The organism is Klebsiella sp. KP20-425-1 (assembly GCF_025813515.1).
In the GTDB taxonomy this organism is placed as follows: domain Bacteria; phylum Pseudomonadota; class Gammaproteobacteria; order Enterobacterales; family Enterobacteriaceae; genus Klebsiella; species Klebsiella pneumoniae.
On the sequence record NZ_CP109614.1, the window covers coordinates 688699 to 706916 of the forward strand.

General features: G+C 59.7%; 20 protein-coding genes. 5 read left to right on the top strand and 15 right to left on the bottom strand.

What is annotated here, in order from left to right; genetic code table 11:
• Nucleotides 1–85: 85 nt before the first annotated feature.
• From rpoD to rpsU, 3 genes are all read right to left on the bottom strand, one after another.
• Nucleotides 86–1927 (bottom strand): RNA polymerase sigma factor RpoD, encoded by a 1842-nt coding sequence (gene rpoD, locus OHJ17_RS03440; RefSeq protein WP_004174339.1) that lies wholly within the window; start codon nucleotides 1925–1927, stop codon nucleotides 86–88.
• Between the two features lie 218 nt (nucleotides 1928–2145).
• The gene (gene dnaG / locus OHJ17_RS03445) at nucleotides 2146–3891 is read right to left on the bottom strand and encodes a DNA primase (RefSeq protein ID WP_002917631.1); all 1746 of its coding nucleotides are present in this window, start codon (nucleotides 3889–3891) and stop codon (nucleotides 2146–2148) included.
• A gap of 111 nt (nucleotides 3892–4002) precedes the next feature.
• Nucleotides 4003–4218 (bottom strand): 30S ribosomal protein S21, encoded by a 216-nt coding sequence (gene rpsU / locus OHJ17_RS03450; protein ID WP_001144069.1) that lies wholly within the window; start codon nucleotides 4216–4218, stop codon nucleotides 4003–4005.
• A gap of 237 nt (nucleotides 4219–4455) precedes the next feature.
• Between rpsU and tsaD the strand changes: the two genes are divergently transcribed.
• A complete protein-coding gene (tsaD, locus tag OHJ17_RS03455) occupies nucleotides 4456–5469 on the top strand; it encodes a tRNA (adenosine(37)-N6)-threonylcarbamoyltransferase complex transferase subunit TsaD (RefSeq protein ID WP_002916879.1) in 1014 nt (337 codons plus the stop codon).
• A gap of 44 nt (nucleotides 5470–5513) precedes the next feature.
• Here the strand turns inward: tsaD and OHJ17_RS03460 are convergent, their stop codons facing one another.
• From OHJ17_RS03460 to OHJ17_RS03495, 8 genes are all read right to left on the bottom strand, one after another.
• Nucleotides 5514–7121 carry a purine-cytosine permease family protein gene (locus tag OHJ17_RS03460; RefSeq protein ID WP_004181356.1) on the bottom strand — a complete coding sequence of 536 codons (1608 nt, stop codon included), beginning with the start codon at nucleotides 7119–7121 and terminating at the stop codon, nucleotides 5514–5516.
• 153 nt (nucleotides 7122–7274) lie between these two features.
• Nucleotides 7275–7892, bottom strand: a complete 618-nt coding sequence (gene ureG / locus OHJ17_RS03465; RefSeq protein WP_002916877.1) for an urease accessory protein UreG — start codon at nucleotides 7890–7892, stop codon at nucleotides 7275–7277.
• Between the two features lie 8 nt (nucleotides 7893–7900).
• On the bottom strand, nucleotides 7901–8575 hold the full coding sequence (locus tag OHJ17_RS03470; protein ID WP_004150924.1) for an urease accessory protein UreF: 675 nt from the start codon (nucleotides 8573–8575) through the stop codon (nucleotides 7901–7903).
• Between the two features lies 1 nt (nucleotide 8576).
• Nucleotides 8577–9053, bottom strand: coding sequence for an urease accessory protein UreE (ureE, locus tag OHJ17_RS03475; protein ID WP_032433540.1), 477 nt, complete (start codon nucleotides 9051–9053; stop codon nucleotides 8577–8579).
• Between the two features lie 9 nt (nucleotides 9054–9062).
• Nucleotides 9063–10766, bottom strand: coding sequence for an urease subunit alpha (gene ureC, locus OHJ17_RS03480; RefSeq protein WP_015958999.1), 1704 nt, complete (start codon nucleotides 10764–10766; stop codon nucleotides 9063–9065).
• Entirely contained in the window at nucleotides 10759–11079 is a 321-nt protein-coding gene (locus tag OHJ17_RS03485) for an urease subunit beta (RefSeq protein WP_002916872.1), read from the bottom strand. Before OHJ17_RS03485 ends, ureC begins: the two co-directional genes overlap by 8 nt.
• Nucleotides 11080–11088: 9 nt before the next feature.
• Nucleotides 11089–11391 (bottom strand): urease subunit gamma, encoded by a 303-nt coding sequence (locus OHJ17_RS03490; RefSeq protein ID WP_002916871.1) that lies wholly within the window; start codon nucleotides 11389–11391, stop codon nucleotides 11089–11091.
• Nucleotides 11392–11400: 9 nt separating this feature from the next.
• Nucleotides 11401–12225, bottom strand: coding sequence for an urease accessory protein UreD (locus OHJ17_RS03495; protein WP_023328348.1), 825 nt, complete (start codon nucleotides 12223–12225; stop codon nucleotides 11401–11403).
• Here OHJ17_RS03495 and OHJ17_RS03500 point away from each other — a divergent pair.
• On the top strand, nucleotides 12215–12361 hold the full coding sequence (locus tag OHJ17_RS03500) for a hypothetical protein (protein WP_032416339.1): 147 nt from the start codon (nucleotides 12215–12217) through the stop codon (nucleotides 12359–12361). The two genes, OHJ17_RS03495 and OHJ17_RS03500, sit on opposite strands and share 11 nt — an antisense overlap.
• Nucleotides 12362–12371: 10 nt before the next feature.
• On the opposite strand, the gene OHJ17_RS03505 is transcribed toward OHJ17_RS03500, so the two are convergent.
• Nucleotides 12372–12491 carry a hypothetical protein gene (locus OHJ17_RS03505; protein ID WP_032416338.1) on the bottom strand — a complete coding sequence of 40 codons (120 nt, stop codon included), beginning with the start codon at nucleotides 12489–12491 and terminating at the stop codon, nucleotides 12372–12374.
• Between the two features lie 131 nt (nucleotides 12492–12622).
• The gene (plsY, locus tag OHJ17_RS03510; RefSeq protein WP_004144530.1) at nucleotides 12623–13240 is read right to left on the bottom strand and encodes a glycerol-3-phosphate 1-O-acyltransferase PlsY; all 618 of its coding nucleotides are present in this window, start codon (nucleotides 13238–13240) and stop codon (nucleotides 12623–12625) included.
• 107 nt (nucleotides 13241–13347) lie between these two features.
• On the opposite strand from plsY, the gene folB reads away from it, so the two are divergent.
• A complete protein-coding gene (folB, locus tag OHJ17_RS03515; RefSeq protein WP_004150923.1) occupies nucleotides 13348–13731 on the top strand; it encodes a bifunctional dihydroneopterin aldolase/7,8-dihydroneopterin epimerase in 384 nt (127 codons plus the stop codon).
• A gap of 198 nt (nucleotides 13732–13929) precedes the next feature.
• On the top strand, nucleotides 13930–14751 hold the full coding sequence (gene bacA, locus OHJ17_RS03520) for an undecaprenyl-diphosphate phosphatase (RefSeq protein WP_004144532.1): 822 nt from the start codon (nucleotides 13930–13932) through the stop codon (nucleotides 14749–14751).
• An 11-nt stretch (nucleotides 14752–14762) separates the two neighbouring features.
• On the opposite strand, the gene OHJ17_RS03525 is transcribed toward bacA, so the two are convergent.
• Together OHJ17_RS03525 and OHJ17_RS03530 are read right to left on the bottom strand one after the other, a co-directional pair.
• Nucleotides 14763–16004: a multifunctional CCA addition/repair protein gene (locus tag OHJ17_RS03525; protein ID WP_002916864.1), complete on the bottom strand. Its 1242-nt coding sequence runs from the start codon at nucleotides 16002–16004 to the stop codon at nucleotides 14763–14765.
• A gap of 61 nt (nucleotides 16005–16065) precedes the next feature.
• Nucleotides 16066–16686, bottom strand: coding sequence for a TIGR04211 family SH3 domain-containing protein (locus OHJ17_RS03530; protein WP_002916862.1), 621 nt, complete (start codon nucleotides 16684–16686; stop codon nucleotides 16066–16068).
• 214 nt (nucleotides 16687–16900) lie between these two features.
• Between OHJ17_RS03530 and OHJ17_RS03535 the strand changes: the two genes are divergently transcribed.
• Nucleotides 16901–18199 (top strand): CYTH domain-containing protein, encoded by a 1299-nt coding sequence (locus OHJ17_RS03535; protein WP_009484818.1) that lies wholly within the window; start codon nucleotides 16901–16903, stop codon nucleotides 18197–18199.
• The last annotated feature ends 19 nt before the right edge of the window (nucleotides 18200–18218 follow it).

Genomic DNA, 18218 nt, shown 5'->3' on the forward strand with positions numbered 1-18218 from the left:
TTTCCCGGGATGGCCACCTGAACGCCATAAAAAAAGCTCCCCGCAGGGAGCTTTTTAACAGGCTGTAGACGATGCCCCGCGACGATTAATCGTCGAGGAAGCTACGCAGCACTTCAGAACGGCTCGGGTGGCGCAGTTTACGCAGCGCCTTCGCTTCGATCTGACGGATACGTTCGCGGGTAACGTCGAACTGTTTACCCACTTCTTCCAGCGTGTGGTCGGTGTTCATGTCGATACCGAAACGCATACGCAGCACTTTCGCTTCACGAGCGGTGAGGCCGGCCAGCACGTCATGCGTTGCCGCGCGCAGGCTCTCGGTGGTCGCAGAATCCAGCGGCAGCTCGAGGGTGGTATCCTCGATGAAATCCCCCAGATGCGAATCTTCATCGTCGCCGATCGGCGTTTCCATGGAGATAGGCTCTTTGGCGATCTTCAGCACTTTACGGATTTTGTCTTCCGGCATCAGCATACGCTCAGCCAGCTCTTCCGGGGTCGGTTCACGGCCCATCTCCTGCAGCATCTGACGGGAGATACGGTTGAGCTTGTTGATAGTCTCAATCATATGCACCGGAATACGGATGGTGCGCGCCTGATCCGCGATAGAGCGGGTGATGGCCTGACGGATCCACCAGGTGGCGTAGGTCGAGAACTTGTAGCCGCGACGGTATTCAAACTTATCGACCGCTTTCATCAGACCGATGTTGCCTTCCTGAATCAGGTCGAGGAACTGCAGACCGCGGTTGGTGTATTTCTTGGCGATAGAGATAACCAGACGCAGGTTCGCTTCAACCATCTCTTTCTTCGCACGACGGGCTTTCGCTTCGCCGATGGACATGCGACGGTTGATATCTTTAACCTGCTCGATGGTCAGGCCGGTCTCTTCTTCAATCTGCTGCAGCTTCTGCAGGCCGCGCTGCACATCTTCTTTCACTTCCAGCAGCTTCTCAGACCACGGCTTGTTCATTGCCACCGCGGCGTTGAACCAGGTTTCGCTGGTTTCGTTGCCGGTGAACAGGGTGATGAAGTTTTTCTTCGGCATTTTGCACTGCTCAACGCACAGCTTCATGATGATACGTTCCTGAGTACGAACGCGATCCATCATGCTGCGCATGCTGTTGACCAGGTAATCGAACTGCTTCGGCACCAGGCGGAACTGCTTGAAGACTTCAGACAGCTTCAGGATCTCTTCCTGGGCGGCGGCATGGCTACGACCTTTGGCTTTGATGGTGTCGCGCGTCAGCTCGTACTGGGTACGCAGCTCGGCGAATTTCTCACGGGCCAGCTCTGGGTCGATGCTGTTGTCGTCATCGCTGTTGTCGTCGGCGTCTTCATCTTCGTCTTCGTCTTCGTCGTCATCCATCTCTTCCTGAGACAGCTCGGAGCCAACGTGGGTGGCGGTTGGCGCCATATCTTCTTCGGCGTTCGGATCGACGAAACCGGTGATCAGATCGGACAGACGGGCTTCTTCCGCTTCAACGCGGTCGTACTGCTCAAGCAGGTAGGTGATCGCTTCCGGATATTCGGCAACGGAGCACTGCACCTGATTGATGCCGTCTTCGATGCGTTTGGCGATGTCAATTTCGCCTTCACGGGTCAGCAGCTCTACGGTACCCATTTCACGCATGTACATACGCACCGGGTCGGTCGTGCGCCCGATTTCGGATTCCACGCTGGAGAGCACCTGCGCGGCGGCTTCGGCAGCATCTTCATCCGCGGTGTTTTCGGCAAGCATCAGATCATCGGCATCCGGTGCTTCTTCCATCACCTGAATACCCATGTCGTTGATCATTTGGATGATGTCTTCGATCTGATCGGAATCGACGATATCTTCCGGCAGATGGTCATTGACCTCGGCATAGGTCAGATAGCCTTGCTCCTTACCACGTTGGACAAGAAGCTTCAGCTGTGACTGCGGGTTTTGCTCCATAAGACGGTATCCACACTTAATTCGTTTGATTGGTGTCGGCAGACGGGCTGTCGACATTTAAAGCGAGGGCGTACTTATATTATTGCCGCTGCGCCTCTGCGCGGCTGTCGGGGGCTTCCCGATCGATACTCGGCACTTAAGCCGTTAAATACTTTTCCTTCACGTTGTTCTGCGCTTTCTTACTGCTTTGATACAACGTGAAGGATATTGTCTGTCATTTATTTTTTCGCCAGCTCCTGGCTGATGGTCCAGAGCTCCCGGCGTTCTTCACTGCTTAAACCGTGTGTGCGATCGCGAGCTATCAACTCTTCCTGTCGCAGTTCCAGCAGTGAATCAAACATATGGTTGAGCGAGTCGGTGAAGGTTTGTTCAGCGATGTCTTTATCTGCTATATCGTCCCACATCGACAGTTTTTCAAGGGTTGCCGCCTCTTTTGTGCCGCGATATTGCTCTAAAAGTTGCCCGGTTGTCAGACCAGGCTGCGCCAGACAGCTCTTCACCAGTTCGTTGAACAGGCTCAGTCCCGGCATTTTGCGCGAGTCCAGTCCCTCCAGCGGCGGGACTAACGGCGCCAGATCCGGGTTTTGCACCAGCAGTCCTATCAGTATACGCATGGTCGTGCGTTTTAGCTGCGGTGCGGGACGCGGCGCGCCATTTTCCGCCTGTTTTGGCATTAATCGTTCAAGCTGCGCGTCATCTAAAATGCCCAGCTTATTGCCCAACTCCTGACGCAAATAGATGCGCAGCGTTTCGCCCGGGACCTGGGTTATCAGCGGCAGCGCCAGCGTACTCAGCTGCGCGCGCCCGTCCGGAGTACTCAGATCGACCTGCGGCAGCAGGCTGTTAAACAAGAACGTGGAGAGCGGCTGAGCCTGCTCCATCCGCGCCTCGAACGCCGCTTTGCCCTCTTTACGCACCAGCGTATCCGGGTCTTCGCCGTCAGGCAGAAACATAAAGCGTAGCTGGCGACCATCGGTCATGTACGGCAGCGCCGTCTCCAGCGCGCGCCAGGCGGCATCGCGGCCGGCCCGGTCGCCGTCGTAGCAGCAGATGACGTTATTGGTCACCCGGAACAGCAGCTGGATATGGTCGGCCGTGGTCGAGGTACCCAGCGAGGCCACGGCATAATTAATGTCGTACTGCGCCAGCGCCACGACGTCCATATACCCTTCGACAACCAGCAAACGCGGTGGTTCGGGGTTATCCTGCTGCGCTTCATACAGGCCATACAGCTGGCGGCCTTTATGGAATATGTCGGTTTCCGGGGAGTTCAGATACTTCGGCAGGGCATCGCCCAGCACCCGTCCGCCAAACCCAATCACCCGGCCTCGCTTATCGCGGATGGGGAACATCACCCGTTCGCGGAAGCGGTCGTAACTGCGTCCCTGATCGTTGGTGACCAGCATGCCGGCATCAATAAGCGACTGGCGGTTTTCCTGATTGCCGCCAAACCGTTTTAAAACGTTATCCCAACCTGGGGGAGCATAGCCGATGGCAAAGCGCGTAATCACCTCGCTGCTTAACCCCCGTTTCGCCAGGTACTGGCGCGCAGGATCGGCGGCGGGCTGCATCAGAGACTGTTGATAAAACGCATTCAGACCATCCAGTAACTGGTAGAGGTTCTGCCGTTGATGGCGCTCTATCTGGCTGGGTCCGTTGCCTGCTTCATAAGGCACTTCGAGGTTGTGCATGGCGGCCAGCTCTTCGACCGTTTCCACGAACTCGAGCTTGTCGTAGTTCATCAGGAAGTCGATAGCATTGCCGTGCGCCCCGCAGCCGAAGCAGTGGTAAAACTGTTTTTCACCGTTGACGGTGAAAGAGGGGGTTTTTTCGTTATGGAACGGACAGCACGCGTGAAAATTTTTGCCCTGCTTTTTCAGCTTTACCCGCGCATCGATCAGATCGACGATGTCGGTTCTGGCAAGCAGATCGCTAATAAATACACGTGGAATTCGTCCAGCCATAAGCCCCGTTATTTCTGATGACTATAAACGAAAATAAGCCGCGCATTCCTTTCGGAAGCACGGCCTTACAACTACAACTCGGTCTGAATTGAGAGCGTCGCTCTCAACAGATTAGTACAGACGAGTACGGCGTGCGTTTTCGCGAGCCAGTTTCTTCGCGTGACGTTTCACTGCAGAAGCTTTAGCGCGCTTACGTTCGGTAGTCGGTTTTTCATAGAACTCACGACGACGAACTTCCGCCAGAACACCTGCTTTTTCGCAGGAACGCTTGAAGCGACGCAGAGCTACGTCGAACGGCTCGTTTTCACGTACTTTAATTACCGGCATGTGCCTCTCACCTTTGATTAATTCGGTTTGCCGCTGGCCGCAATGCCAGCTTATTTCAAAATGGTGCGGAATTTTACTGCAACTACTGCTGCTTTGTAAAGCACCGGCGCCTTTTTTGAAAGGGACTTTTATAAGGGTGAGGAGTATACACGAAGAGAGCACCAGGGGTGAGCAAAGTTTTACATCGCCGGTCATTGGACCTACACTGCGCGGTATTGAAGCGAGGTAAAACAACTCATGCGTGTACTGGGCATTGAAACATCCTGCGATGAAACCGGCATCGCGATTTATGACGACCAGCAAGGTCTGTTAGCCAACCAATTGTATAGTCAGGTGAAACTGCATGCGGATTACGGCGGCGTGGTGCCGGAGCTGGCATCGCGCGACCACGTGCGCAAAACGGTGCCGCTGATCCAGGCGGCGCTGAAAGAAGCCGGTCTGACGGCGAAAGATATCGACGCCGTCGCCTATACGGCGGGTCCAGGCCTGGTCGGCGCGCTGCTGGTCGGGGCGACCGTTGGCCGGTCGCTGGCCTTCGCCTGGAACGTGCCGGCGATCCCGGTACACCATATGGAAGGGCACCTGCTGGCGCCGATGCTGGAAGATAACCCGCCGGCGTTCCCGTTCGTCGCGCTGCTGGTTTCCGGCGGCCACACCCAGTTGATTAGCGTCACCGGTATTGGTCAGTATGAACTGCTGGGCGAGTCGATTGACGATGCGGCGGGCGAAGCCTTTGATAAGACGGCGAAGCTGCTGGGACTGGATTATCCCGGCGGGCCGATGCTGTCGAAAATGGCGTCCCAGGGCACCGAAGGCCGCTTTGTCTTCCCGCGGCCGATGACCGACCGTCCGGGGCTGGACTTCAGCTTCTCCGGCCTGAAGACCTTCGCCGCCAACACCATTCGCAGCAACGGCGACGATGAGCAAACCCGCGCCGACATCGCCCGGGCGTTTGAGGATGCGGTCGTCGATACGCTGATGATTAAATGTCGCCGCGCGCTGGAGCAAACCGGCTTTAAGCGTCTGGTGATGGCGGGAGGCGTGAGCGCCAACCGTACCCTGCGGGCGAAGCTGGCGGAGATGATGCAAAAACGCGGCGGCGAGGTGTTCTACGCCCGCCCTGAGTTCTGTACTGACAACGGCGCGATGATCGCCTACGCCGGCATGGTGCGTCTGCAAACCGGCGCCAAAGCCGAGCTCGGCGTGACGGTTCGCCCGCGCTGGCCGCTGGCCGAGCTGCCTGCCGCCTAACGCATCCTGAAACAGGCCGACGTCACGTCGGCCTGCCTTCCTGACTACTCCATACTTTTACACAGCGAGCAGATGGCTCCCTGATGCTTGTGCGAGTGCATCACGTCCGGGCGCTCGTACTCTTCCTCACAGCTAACGCATTGATACACGGTGGTGGAGGCATTCCCCGCCGCGTCATAGCGCGGCTCGGCGATGCCGTCATCCACCTGCTTAATATAGTAGCGCCCGCGGGTAAGGAGCCCCATCAGCGGGGTCATGACAAAGGCAACGACCAGCGCAATCAGCGGCGAGAACGGCGCCAGCGTCGCCCCCAGCAGACCGAAGAAGGCGCAGATCGACAGCCCGGCGGCCAGACCAAAGGAGACCACGCCCACCGGGTTAACGTTGTAGATCATGCCGCGACGATACTCCGGCTGCGCCGGCGCCAGCTTGAGCAAGCCTTTATTAAAGGTGATGTCGGTCGCCACCACCACGACCCAGGCGATGGCGAAGTTGGAGTAAAAGCCGAGGATCCACGACAGGGCGCTGAACATATCGCCCTCCATCAGCGCCAGGGCAATCGCCAGGTTGACCACCACAAAAATAATCCGTCCCGGATAGCGTTTGGTGGTGCGGGTCCAGGCGCTGGTCCACGCCAGCGAGCCGGAGTAGGCATTGGTGACGTTAATTTTGATCTGCGAGATCACCACCAGCACCACCGCCAGCGTCAGGGCCAGCCAGCCGGGCACCAGGTTATCGAAGACGCTGACGAACTGCTGCACCGGTTCGGTATTGTGCACCGCCGGGAAACGGGTCAACAGATAGAAGCCGAGGAAGGCGCCGATGATCTGTTTGATCGCGCCTAACACCACCCAGCCCGGGCCGGCGGAAAAGACCGCCAGCCACCAGCTTTTACGGTTCTCCGCGGTCTTAGGCGGCATAAAGCGCAGGTAATCAATTTGCTCGCCAATCTGCATGATCAGCGACAGGCATACCCCGGCGCCGAGCATGATGGCGGTGATATCCACCGTCGACGCGCTGTTTTTACCGGCGAAATGCAGGAAGCCGTCCACCAGCTGCGGATCTTTGACAATCAGCCACACCACCGGCACCACCATCAGCACCAGCCACAGCGGCGTGGTCCACACCTGCAGGCGGGTCAGAGCTTTCATGCCATAGACCACCAGCGGGAGCACCATCAGGGTGGCGATCAGATACCCCATCCACAGCGGGATCCCGAGGCCCACCAGCAGCCCCTGGGCCATGATCGAGCCTTCGAGGGCGAAGAAGATAAAGGTGAAGCCGGCAAAAATAATGCTGGTGATCACCGAGCCGAAATAGCCGAAGCCGGCGCTGCGGGTGATCAGGTCAAGGTCAATGTTGTAGCGCGCGGCGGTGATCGCCAGCGGAATGCCGGTGAGGAAGATCACCAGCGCCGCCACCAGGATCGAATAGATGGCGTTGCTGGTGCCCCAGGCCATACCGATGCTGGCGCCGATGGAAAAGTCGGCCAGATAGGCGATGCCGCCCAGCGCGGTGACCGCGACGACGCCCGGACCCCAGCGGCGGAAGCTCAGCGGGGCGTAACGTAAGGTGTAATCTTCTAAGGTTTCCCGGGAGCCGGAAGTCCGCGTTGTCGCGGGTAATTCAGGGTTAAGATCCAGTGATGACATAGTCATTCCTTAATGGTTAGGCATGACTTGAATTAGCAAACCTTATGCCATATTGCAGGGCAGGCGTGGCGCGGAGGTGGAGGCAGGATGATATAAAGAGAGAGCAGAGGCTGCACCATCCGGACGCGCTTGCGCCCGGCTGGTGCAACAGGCCTATTTGCCAAGCATGCCTTTGTCTTCGAGGAAGGCGATAATGGTGCTCAGGCCGTCGCCCTGCTTCAGATTGGTGAAGGTCCATGGGCGATCGCCGCGCATACGCTGGGTATCGCTCGCCATCACCTCCAGCGACGCGCCCACATAGGGGGCAAGGTCGGTTTTATTGATCACCAGGAAATCGGATTTGGTGATCCCCGGTCCGCCTTTGCGCGGGATCTTCTCCCCTTCGGCCACATCGATGACGTAGATGGTCAGATCCGCCAGCTCCGGGCTGAAGGTGGCGCTCAGGTTATCGCCGCCGCTTTCCACGAAGATAAGGTCGAGGTTACCGAACTTTTCACTCAGCGCTTCCACGGCGGCGAGGTTCATTGAGGCATCTTCGCGGATCGCCGTATGCGGGCAGCCGCCGGTTTCCACACCGACGATGCGTTCAGGCGCCAGCGCGCCCGCTTCGGTGAGGATGCGCTGATCTTCTTTGGTATAGATGTCGTTAGTGACCACCGCCAGCTGCCAGGTATCGCGCATCGCTTTACACAGCGCTTCCAGCAGAGCGGTTTTACCGGAGCCGACCGGGCCGCCGACGCCGACGCGCAGCGGGTGTTTATAAGAGTTCATGGCTTCTCCTAGGAACGGAATAATCGAGAGTATTGGGTTTCATGCCGGGCAGAGGCGATGGCGGCGAGCGGGGTGGCCGATCCGATATCGCCGTCCGGCGCGGCCAGCGCGCGGGGCATCTCGGCCGCGTAGTGGTCACAAAGACGTAAAATCAGCTGCTGGGCGGCCTGCTGGCCGAAGGGGACCAGCTTGACGCCGGCCATCACGGCGCTCTCAATCCAGCTATAGCCCAGGCTGAGGGCCATCTCGGGCAGGGCGATACGCCAGCGCACGCCGAGCCAGGCCATCCCGGCGAGCTGGCTTTGCTGGCACAGGGAGCGCCACGGCGGCGGACAGTCCGGCTGCCAGTCGCTCAGCAGACGGGCAAACGCCGCGCCGCGGTTGCGCTCTTCCTCCCGCAGTTCACGAGTTTCCCGGCAGGCCAGCAGATAGGCGGTCCAGCGCTGGGCCGCAGCGATATCGCCTTGTTCGCAGGCGCGGTACAGGCGGGCGAACAGCGGCAGGTCAACGGTAAAAAAGCCTTCCGTCATCTGGCGTCGCTGCCAGCGCTCGAAGGCCGCGACGTCCAGGACCCAGCCGGCTTCCACAGCCCACTCCAGCCCCTGGGACCAGCTGTAACCCCCTACCGGCAGGTTGCTGCTGGCCAGCTGCATCAGCCGCAGGCGTTGTTCCGCTGTCGACATGCTAGTGGCTGTGAGCGTGGTGGTCATGATGAGCATGATGATGACCGTGGCTCTCGCTGGCGTAAGCGCCGGCTTCCGGCTCGAACGGCAGCTGGCCAAAGGACACCGTCAGGCCGAACTGGCGCAGCATATCGTCCAGCACGTGATCGTGATGGTAGCGCAGCTCGCCCGGCATGATCTGCAGCGGCACGTGACGGTTGCCGAGGTGGTAGCAGGCCTTCGCCAGCATAAACGGATCGTCGCAGCGCACTACCGACACCCCTTCATCAGCGGCAATCACCTGCACAAACTCGGTGCCTTCTTCGTTGCTGAGCACATCGCCGCCGCGCAGCAGCAGGCCGCGGGGCAGCAGCAGGCCGACTTCCCGGCCATCGTTGAGGGTGACCTTAACCCGGCTTTTGACGCGAACATCAATCGGCAGCGTAACGCTGGCGGTCGCGGCGCTGGGGATCTCCAGACGTTGAGTTAAATAAAGCATCCGCTCTCCTTAAAACAGAAAATATCGTTGCGCCATCGGCAGAACGTCTGCCGGCTCGCTGGTGATAAGTTCGCCATCCACCCGCACCTCATAGGTCTGGGCGTCGACGGTGATGTTAGGCTGCAGGCTGTTGTGCACCATGTCGGCTTTCTGCACCGTACGGCAGCCTTTCACCACGGCGATCGCGCTGCGCAGGTTCAGCCGCTCGGCAACGCCATTGGCTGCCGCCGCCTGCGACAGGAAGGTGAGGCGGCAGTGATGGCGGGCGCTGCCCAGCGCGCCAAACATCGGGCGGTAGTGCACCGGCTGCGGGGTCGGAATAGAGGCATTGATATCGCCCATCGGCGCGATGGCGATCATGCCGCCTTTGATCACGGTGGCCGGTTTCACGCCGAAGAAGGCTGGCGACCAGACCACGAGGTCAGCCAGCTTACCCACCTCAATGGATCCGACTTCGTGTGCGATGCCGTGGGTCAGCGCCGGGTTGATGGTGTATTTGGCGATGTAGCGCTTCACGCGGAAGTTGTCGTTATCCCCGGTCTCCTCCGCCAGCGCTCCGCGCTGCACCTTCATGCGATGCGCCACCTGCCAGGTGCGGAGAATCACTTCCCCGACGCGGCCCATGGCCTGCGAATCGGAGGAGGTGAGCGAGAAGGCGCCGAGATCGTGCAGCACGTCTTCCGCAGCGATGGTTTCCCGGCGAATGCGCGACTCGGCAAAGGCCACGTCCTCGGCGATGTCCGGGTCCAGATGGTGGCAGACCATCAGCATATCGAGATGTTCATCGATGGTGTTGAGGGTGTAGGGCAGCGTTGGGTTGGTGGACGACGGCAAAATGTTCGGGTGGGCGCAGGCGGTGATGATGTCCGGCGCATGGCCGCCGCCGGCCCCTTCGGTATGGAAGGTGTGGATGGTGCGCCCGCCGATGGCGGCGAGGGTGTCTTCCACAAAACCGGATTCATTCAGGGTGTCGCTGTGCAGGGCGACCTGGATGTCCATTTCATCGGCGACGGTTAACGCACAGTCGATCGCCGCCGGGGTGGCGCCCCAGTCCTCATGGATCTTCAGGCCAATAACGCCCGCCGCCACCTGCTCGCGCAGGGCATCCGGCTGAGAAACGTTTCCCTTGCCCAGCAGGCCGATATTGACCGGCAGGCTGTCGGCCGCCTGCAGCATGCGTGAGATATACCACGGGCCCGGGGTGCAGGTGGTGGCATGGGTGCCCGCGGCCGGGCCGGTGCCGCCGCCGACCATGGTGGTCACGCCGGAGACCAGCGCCTCTTCCGCCTGCTGCGGACAGATCCAGTGAATATGGGTATCGATCCCGCCGGCGGTGACAATTTTTCCTTCGGCGGCAATCACTTCCGTCGCGGCGCCGATGGGGATGGTGACGTTGGGCTGGATGTCGGGGTTGCCGGCTTTGCCGATGGCGAAGATCCGGCCGTCCTTCACGCCGATATCGGCCTTAACGATCCCCCAGTGATCGACGATCAACGCGTTGGTGAGCACCAGGTCGACACAGTCGGCGGCCAGCATCTGTCCCTGGCCCATGCCGTCGCGGATCACTTTGCCGCCGCCGAATTTGACCTCTTCCCCGTAGGTGGTCAGATCGTCCTCCACCTCGATCCACAGCTCGGTATCCGCCAGGCGCACCTTGTCGCCGACGGTGGGGCCGAACATATCGGCATAGGCCTGGCGTGAAATATTACTCATCGTTTACCTCCAGAGGGCCCATGACCTCGCCGCGGAAGCCGAAGACGGCGCGGTGACCGGCGAAGGCCACCAGCTCGACCTCGCGTTTCTGGCCGGGTTCAAAGCGTACCGCCGTGCCCGCCGGGATATTCAGGCGATAGCCGGCGGCCTGCTGACGGTCGAACTTCAGCGCCGGGTTAACCTCGGCGAAATGGTAGTGCGAACCGACCTGAATCGGCCGATCGCCGTGGTTCTCAACGACCACGCGACAGGTTGCCCGGCCGGTATTCAGGGCTATCTGACCGGGCTTAACGTGATATTCACCGGGGATCATGGCGCTACCTCAGATAATCGGGTTGTGAACGGTGACCAGCTTCGAGCCGTCCGGGAAGGTGGCTTCGACCTGGATATCCGGGATCATTTCCGGGACGCCCTCCATCACCTGCTCGCGGGTCAGGACGTGACGGCCTTCCTCCATCAGCGAGGCCACGCTTTTGCCGTCCCGAGCGCCTTCCATAATAAAGGCGCTGATGAGGGCCACGGACTCCGGATAGTTGAGCTTCAGGCCGCGGGCCAGGCGACGCTCCGCCACCAGCGCGGCGGTAAACAGCAACAGCTTGTCTTTTTCTCGGGGGGTCAGTTCCATAACGTTCTCTTAAGTCAGCCAGATTCGGGGAAGTACGGGAGATTTACCGGTGAGATGAGGGCGCAGAAACTGCCATACGTCGCGCATCACCCGCTGGCAAATCAGATTATCGTCACTGAGGAAACGCACCGTCAGCAGGCGGTCGGTCAGGCTGGCGCCGGCGTAGAGACCGAGCGGCGCCAGCGCGTCGCGCACCCCGTCGAGCAGGGCATCGGTAGCCGGATAGCACAGCAAAGTGCCGACCCAGGGACGTTCGGCGACGCTGGAGAGCTCTCCCTCCTGCAGCTGCAGGCGCTCGACCAGCAGCGGCTCATCGTCCATCCATACCTCCAGCCGGTTGCTGAGGGTGCCGTGGCTGAAGGTTTCGCCAATCACCGGGCGGCCAAGGCAGAGCAGATCCCAGGCCAGCAGCCTGCTGGAGGCGCAAAGATGAAAGGTAGTGAACAGCCGGGCATTCGCCCCGGGAAAGAAGATGGCATCCTGCGGGAGCCACTCCAGGGTCGCCTGCGGGGCAAGGGTCAACTGCTGGCGAACTAGCGCTTGCGCGCCGCTGCTGCGGTAAAACTTGCTGGCGCCAGGCATGGTTATCAGCGTATGGCAGCCGGGGGCAAGGTGCGCGCTAATTGTCAGCTCATCACCGCCGACGATGCCGCCGGGCGGGTGAAGCAGATAGAGGTGACAGGTCTCTTCTTCCGGGTAAAACGGGCGCTGGACGGTCAGCGGGCCGACGTGTTGGGCGCTGGCGAGAACGGTCTTGCCGCCGGCCTGCTGAAAGCGGAGATCCAGCGTGGCCTGCCAGCCTTTTTTGAGTGGTGGTAACACGGTGCCGTGCAATGTTGAGCCCCTGCAAAATCAAGATAAAACAGCAGCAATGAGTATTGATCGGCGGGAGTTTATCCCGGTCATACGAAACGCTTATGTCATCCGTAACCCGGAGCGTCGCGACGGGCGCGAGGGGAAAGCGGCATAACCGCTCCGGATTATTCACCCCGATAATCTTTGCCGTCAATATCCTGATCCGCAGCCTGGGCGCGGCGGAAAAGGCGGCGGATCGGGTTGCGCCGCGCCGCCAGCCGCCAGCGCAACTTTTGCCTTTCCATGCTGCTAACGTATTGTTACAAAAGGGGGAGGCGGCGATGATCGCCTTTGATGGCGAGGAAGCGTAAAAGGGCGGATGAAAGGCGCGATTAGCGCAGGGGAGTTCCCCGGCTGGCGGAGCCGGGAGGGGAGATTACTTCTGCTCTGGCGTTTTTTTCTTCTTCACGCGGGTCCAGATTTTGCTCTCCTGGCGGCGCCACAGACGCTGAATGTTGTCGTGATGGCGCAGGAGGATCAGGCAGGAGAGCATCGACACCGGAAAGGTGTACTGCGGTTTGAACCACCAGACGTAGAACGGGGCGATCAGCGCGCTGACGATAGCGCCCAGGGAAGAGTAACCGCTGAGCAGGATGGTCAGCAGCCAGGTCCCGGCCATCACCCCGGTGAGATCGAGCCCGATGGGGGCGATAGCGCCGAAGGCCGTGGCGACGCCTTTACCGCCGCGGAAATGAAAGAAGACTGGCCAGATATGGCCCACGCAGGCGGCAATCGCCACTAACCCCAGCCAGAACGGCGTAAGGCCCAGCGCCCAGGCGCCCCACACCGGGAGCATGCCCTTCAGCACATCAAAAATAAGTACCGCTACGGCCGCCCCTTTTCCGCCAATTCGTAGTACGTTAGTGGCCCCGGGGTTGCCTGAGCCGCTGTCGCGTGGGTCGGGCAGGCCAGCAAGGCGACATACCAGAATGGCGCTGGAAATGGAGCCGCAGAGGTAGGCGAGGAGTACCAGTCCAGGCGCGATTGCACTCATAACGCTGTTCCGTTTTGAAAATGTCGTTGTATTCTCTGCATCTGTGGATAATACGCATAATTCGCCGGAAGTGGTATCCGGTTTAGCTAAAAAGCAGGCAGGGCGTGATGGATATTGTATTTATAGAGCAACTTTCGGTAATCACCACCATTGGTGTTTATGACTGGGAACAAACCATTGAGCAGAAGCTGGTGTTCGATATCGAAATTGCATGGGATAACCGCAAGGCGGCCGCCAGCGATGATGTCAGCGATTGCCTCAGCTATGCTGATATCAGCGAGCGCGTGATCGCGCATGTGGAGGGGGGAAAATTTGCGTTAGTGGAGCGGGTGGCGGAAGAGGTGGCCGACCTGCTGCTGGAAACATTCCAGTCGCCATGGGTGCGCATAAAAGTCAGCAAACCTGGCGCCGTGGCTCGCGCGGCAAACGTCGGGGTGATTATTGAACGTGGCCTTAATCTGAAACAAAACTTTTCAGGTCATACTTGTTAAACAAATTGCGTTTATACCGGTCATAGCATCCGGTCATCAGGCAATTTTACTGGCGATGTCCTTCCAGAACGGTGGACGAATCCGTGTGTACTTCCTGTACGCTGCGGATTACGCGCGCTCTGGCAGCCGGGTTGTGCCTGTTGAACGATACCGTGTTCCTGGTTTTTTTCATTTTACTTTTTTAAAGGGTTTAATTGGATGAGCGATATACACTCGCTGCTGGTGGCGGCAATATTGGGTGTGGTTGAGGGTTTGACAGAGTTTTTACCTGTTTCCAGTACCGGTCATATGATTATTGTTGGTCACCTGCTGGGGTTTGAAGGTGATACCGCAAATACCTTTGAAGTGGTGATTCAGTTAGGTTCGATACTCGCCGTGGTGGTGATGTTCTGGCGTCGCCTGTTCGGCCTGATCGGCATCCATTTCGGGAAACCGCCGGCGCATGAAGGCCAGGGCAGCGGCCGTTTGTCGCTTATCCATATCCTTCTCGGCATGATCCCCGCGGTGGTGATGGGGCTGATTTTCCATGACACCATTAAATCCTTGTTTAACCCGGTGAACGTGATGTACGCCCTGATTGTCGGCGGCGTATTGCTGATTGCAGCGGAAGTGCTGAAGCCGAAACAGCCGCGCGCGGTCGGGATTGACGATATGACCTACCGTCAGGCGTTCGTCATCGGCTGCTTTCAGTGCCTGGCGCTGTGGCCAGGTTTCTCCCGCTCGGGGGCGACTATCTCCGGCGGCATGCTGATGGGCGTCAGCCGCTATGCGGCCTCGGAGTTCTCTTTCCTGCTGGCGGTACCGATGATGATGGGCGCCACCGTGCTGGACGTCTACAAGAGCATCGGCTTCCTGAACATGGGCGATGTCCCGATGTTCGCCGTCGGCTTCGTGATGGCGTTTATCGTGGCGCTGATTGCGATTAAAACCTTCCTGCAGCTGATCAAACGGATCTCGTTCATTCCGTTCGCTATCTACCGCTTTATCGTCGCGGCAGCGGTGTACGTGGTCTTCTTCTAAGGCCTGCGCCCTCAGCCTTGCGGCTGGGGGCAACGCTGTTCCTTCCACTGCGCTACCGCCGCAATTCTCCGCCGCGTCAGCTCCTCGCGAATTTCCGCCCCTTTAAAGCCCGCCGCCACGACCTCTTTAGTGGAGACCGACTGCGCCACTTCCCAGGCCTCCAGCAGCAGGCGCCCCTGCGGGTAATCGCTGGCCTCGAAACCGGTGCGTCCGCGGACGTCGGCTTCGCTGGTGAGCGCGATCTGCTGCACGCGCTGCGGTTTGCGCCACGCGTCAATGCTGTCGAAGAGTTTGACGAGGGTTTTCGGCTGCAGAATTGGCAGGGTGTGGATTAGGTCATGGTACTCCGCCACCAGTTTCGCGAGATCGCGGATATCGTTCGGCACCCGCAGACGCGCGCAGAGCTGCTCCACCAGCTTGACTCCCGCCGGACCATGGCCGTGGTGACGCGGCCAGAGCGCCTTCGGCGTCAGCCCTTTGCCGAGGTCATGGCACAGGGTGGCGAAACGTACGTCGACATCCGGCGACAGCATCGCGGCCATCGTGACGGTCATCAGGGTGTGCAGGCCGGTGTCGATTTCCGGATGCCATTTCGCCGGGGCCGGCACGCCGTACAGGGCGTCAATCTCCGGGAACAGCACCTTGAGGGCCTGACAGTCGCGCAGCGTCTGGAAAAAGACCTGCGGGTTGCGAGTAGTTAATGCGCTTTCCGTCTCTTTCCACACCCGCTCCGGCGTTAAATGCGCCAGCTCGCCGGCCTCAACCATCGCGGCCATCAGGGCCTGAGTCTCTTCGGCAATGCGAAAACCGAGGTGGGCGTAGCGGGCGGCAAAGCGCGCGACGCGCAGCACGCGCAGCGGATCTTCACTAAACGCGGGAGAGACATGGCGCAGCAGGCGCTGACGGAGATCGTTCTGTCCGCCGTAGGGGTCGATAATTGCGCCGTCGGCATCCTGGGCGAGGGCGTTGACCGTCAGGTCGCGGCGCAGCAGATCGGCTTCGAGGGTGACGTCCGGGGCGGCATAGCAGGTAAAACCGGTATAGCCCGCGCCGGATTTGCGCTCGGTGCGGGCCAGGGCATACTCTTCCCGGCTTTGCGGATGGAGGAACACGGGAAAATCGCGGCCTACCTGTTGATAGCCCGCGTCTAGCATCTGTTGCGGGGTGGCGCCCACCACCACCCAGTCTCGGTCTTTGACCGGCAGCCCTAGCAGCGCGTCACGCACCGCGCCACCGACCAGATAACTCTTCACGCCTGATTCTCCCGTATCCGTTTTTCGCAAGATGATACGTAAGTCTGGCAGAGAAGACGAATTAGTTCATCCACCGGTCTTTACGTTTGCGGCTTGGCACCAGATGCGGCAGCACCAGACCGAGCAGCAGACCGACGCCCAGCACACCGCCGCCGTACATAAACCACTGCATGATAATGGTGCGCTGTTTATCATCAAGCTGCAGATTTGCCGCATTCACCTTCTTCTGCGCGACAACCAGCTCGTTTTTCAACTTTTGGTTCTCGTCCTTCAACGCGTTAATCACGCTGTCGCTGCCGGCGACTTTCTTCTGCATATCCGCCGTGCGCTGGTTCCAGGTGGCATCGATGTTATTCAGCTTATCGGTCAGCGTCTTGACCTGGTTTTCCAGATCCGGGACGCGGGTGCGCAGGCTGGGCTCGTTGCTCAGCTCTTTCAGCGGGATCCAGGCGGTACGGCCGTTGCTGTCGCGAATTTGCGCGTAACTGGTGCTGTCGTTCGTTTGCAGTACCGACACTTCTTCCCCGGCGTTGATGGTGCCGACCAGACGATAATTATCGCCCGGGCCGCTGCGAACCCAGGTGTTCAGCTCATCGGAAACGTAGCGCTTTTCTTCTGCGTGAACCGCCGTGGCGGCGCTAAGCGCGAGCAAAGTAAAAGTAATCAGGCGTAATTTTGGCATCAGGTCATCGTTTGGTCATAAAAAGTGGAACGATAGTAGAGGCATCGCCAGAGCGACGCAAAGTTTTCCGCCACAATCGGAATCATCCAGGAGGTGGCCCGGCAAAAAGCGCGTTGCATGGCGATTCACCGCAAAATACTATCTACTGACAAAAAATATTGTCGTAAGTTCGCCGCAATTTGTCGGCGCAGCACAGAAGCGGAAGAATTCAGTCATGGCTCAAGAAATCGAACTCAAGTTTATCGTCGCTCAGGATGGGGTAGAGACGCTGCGCGAGCAGCTCAATGCGCTCGAGGCGAAACATACGCCCGCGGGCCAGTTGCTGAACATTTATTACGAAACCGCCGATAACTGGCTGCGTCGTCACGATATGGGGCTGCGCATCCGCGGCGATCAGGGGCGTTATGAGATGACGCTGAAAATCGCCGGTCGGGTGGTCGGCGGCCTGCACCAGCGCCCGGAATATAATATTCCACTGGATAAACCGGAGCTGGCGCTTGAGCGCCTGCCGGCGGAGGTCTGGCCGCAAGGGGAACTTCCGGCCGCGCTGGCGGAGCATGTCCAGCCGCTGTTCAGCACCGATTTTGCCCGTGAACGCTGGGTGATCCAGGAAGGAAAGAGTGAGATTGAGATTGCCCTCGATCGCGGCGAAGTAAAGGCGGGCGAACATCAGGAGCCGATCTGCGAACTGGAGCTGGAGCTGCTCGCCGGGGAGACCACCGATCTGCTGCGCCTCGCGCATCGTTTGCTGGAGAGCGGCGTCCTGCGTCAGGGGAGCCTGAGCAAAGCCGCGCGCGGGTATCATCTGGCGCAAGGTAACAATGAGCGTCCGGTGACCCGGCTGGCGGTGCTGCCGGTGGCAGCGAAGGCCAGCGTGGAGCAGGGGCTGGAGGCGGCGCTGGAGAGCGCCCTGGCGCATTGGCTGTATCACGACGAGATCTGGCTGCGCGGCAACGCAAAAGCCAAAGCGGAAATTCTGCTGGCGATAGCCCGCGTGCGCCATGCCCTCGTGCTGTTCGGCGGCATCGTGCCGCGTAAGGCGACCACCCACCTCCGCGCGTTGCTGAACGACGCCGACGCCGTTCTGCTGGCTGCGGACACCGCCGACGAAGCGTTATTCCGCACCGAGGTCGTTGGCGCCAAACTGGCCCTGACCGAATGGCTGGTCCAGCGCGGGTGGCGTCCGTTCCTCAACGAGGCGGGAGAGAAAAAAATAGCCGGATCGTTCAAACGGTTTGCCGATATTCACCTCTCGCGGGTGGCGGCCGAGCTGCGCAGCGCCGTGCAGCATCTGGCGGTAGAAGATGCCGCTGACCAGTTGCCGAAGCTGTCCCGCGACATCGACAGCGTCCAGCTGCTGGCGGGCGCCTATGGCGACGCCGTCGCGCCCTGGCTGGAGAACTGGCAGGAACTTCAGCGTGCGATAGAGCATGACGACCGCAGCGTGTTTGAATATTTCCGTCGCCAGGCGCTGGCTGCCGAGCCGTTCTGGCTGCATAGTGGAAAACGATAATTACAGGCCAGGGAGCCCT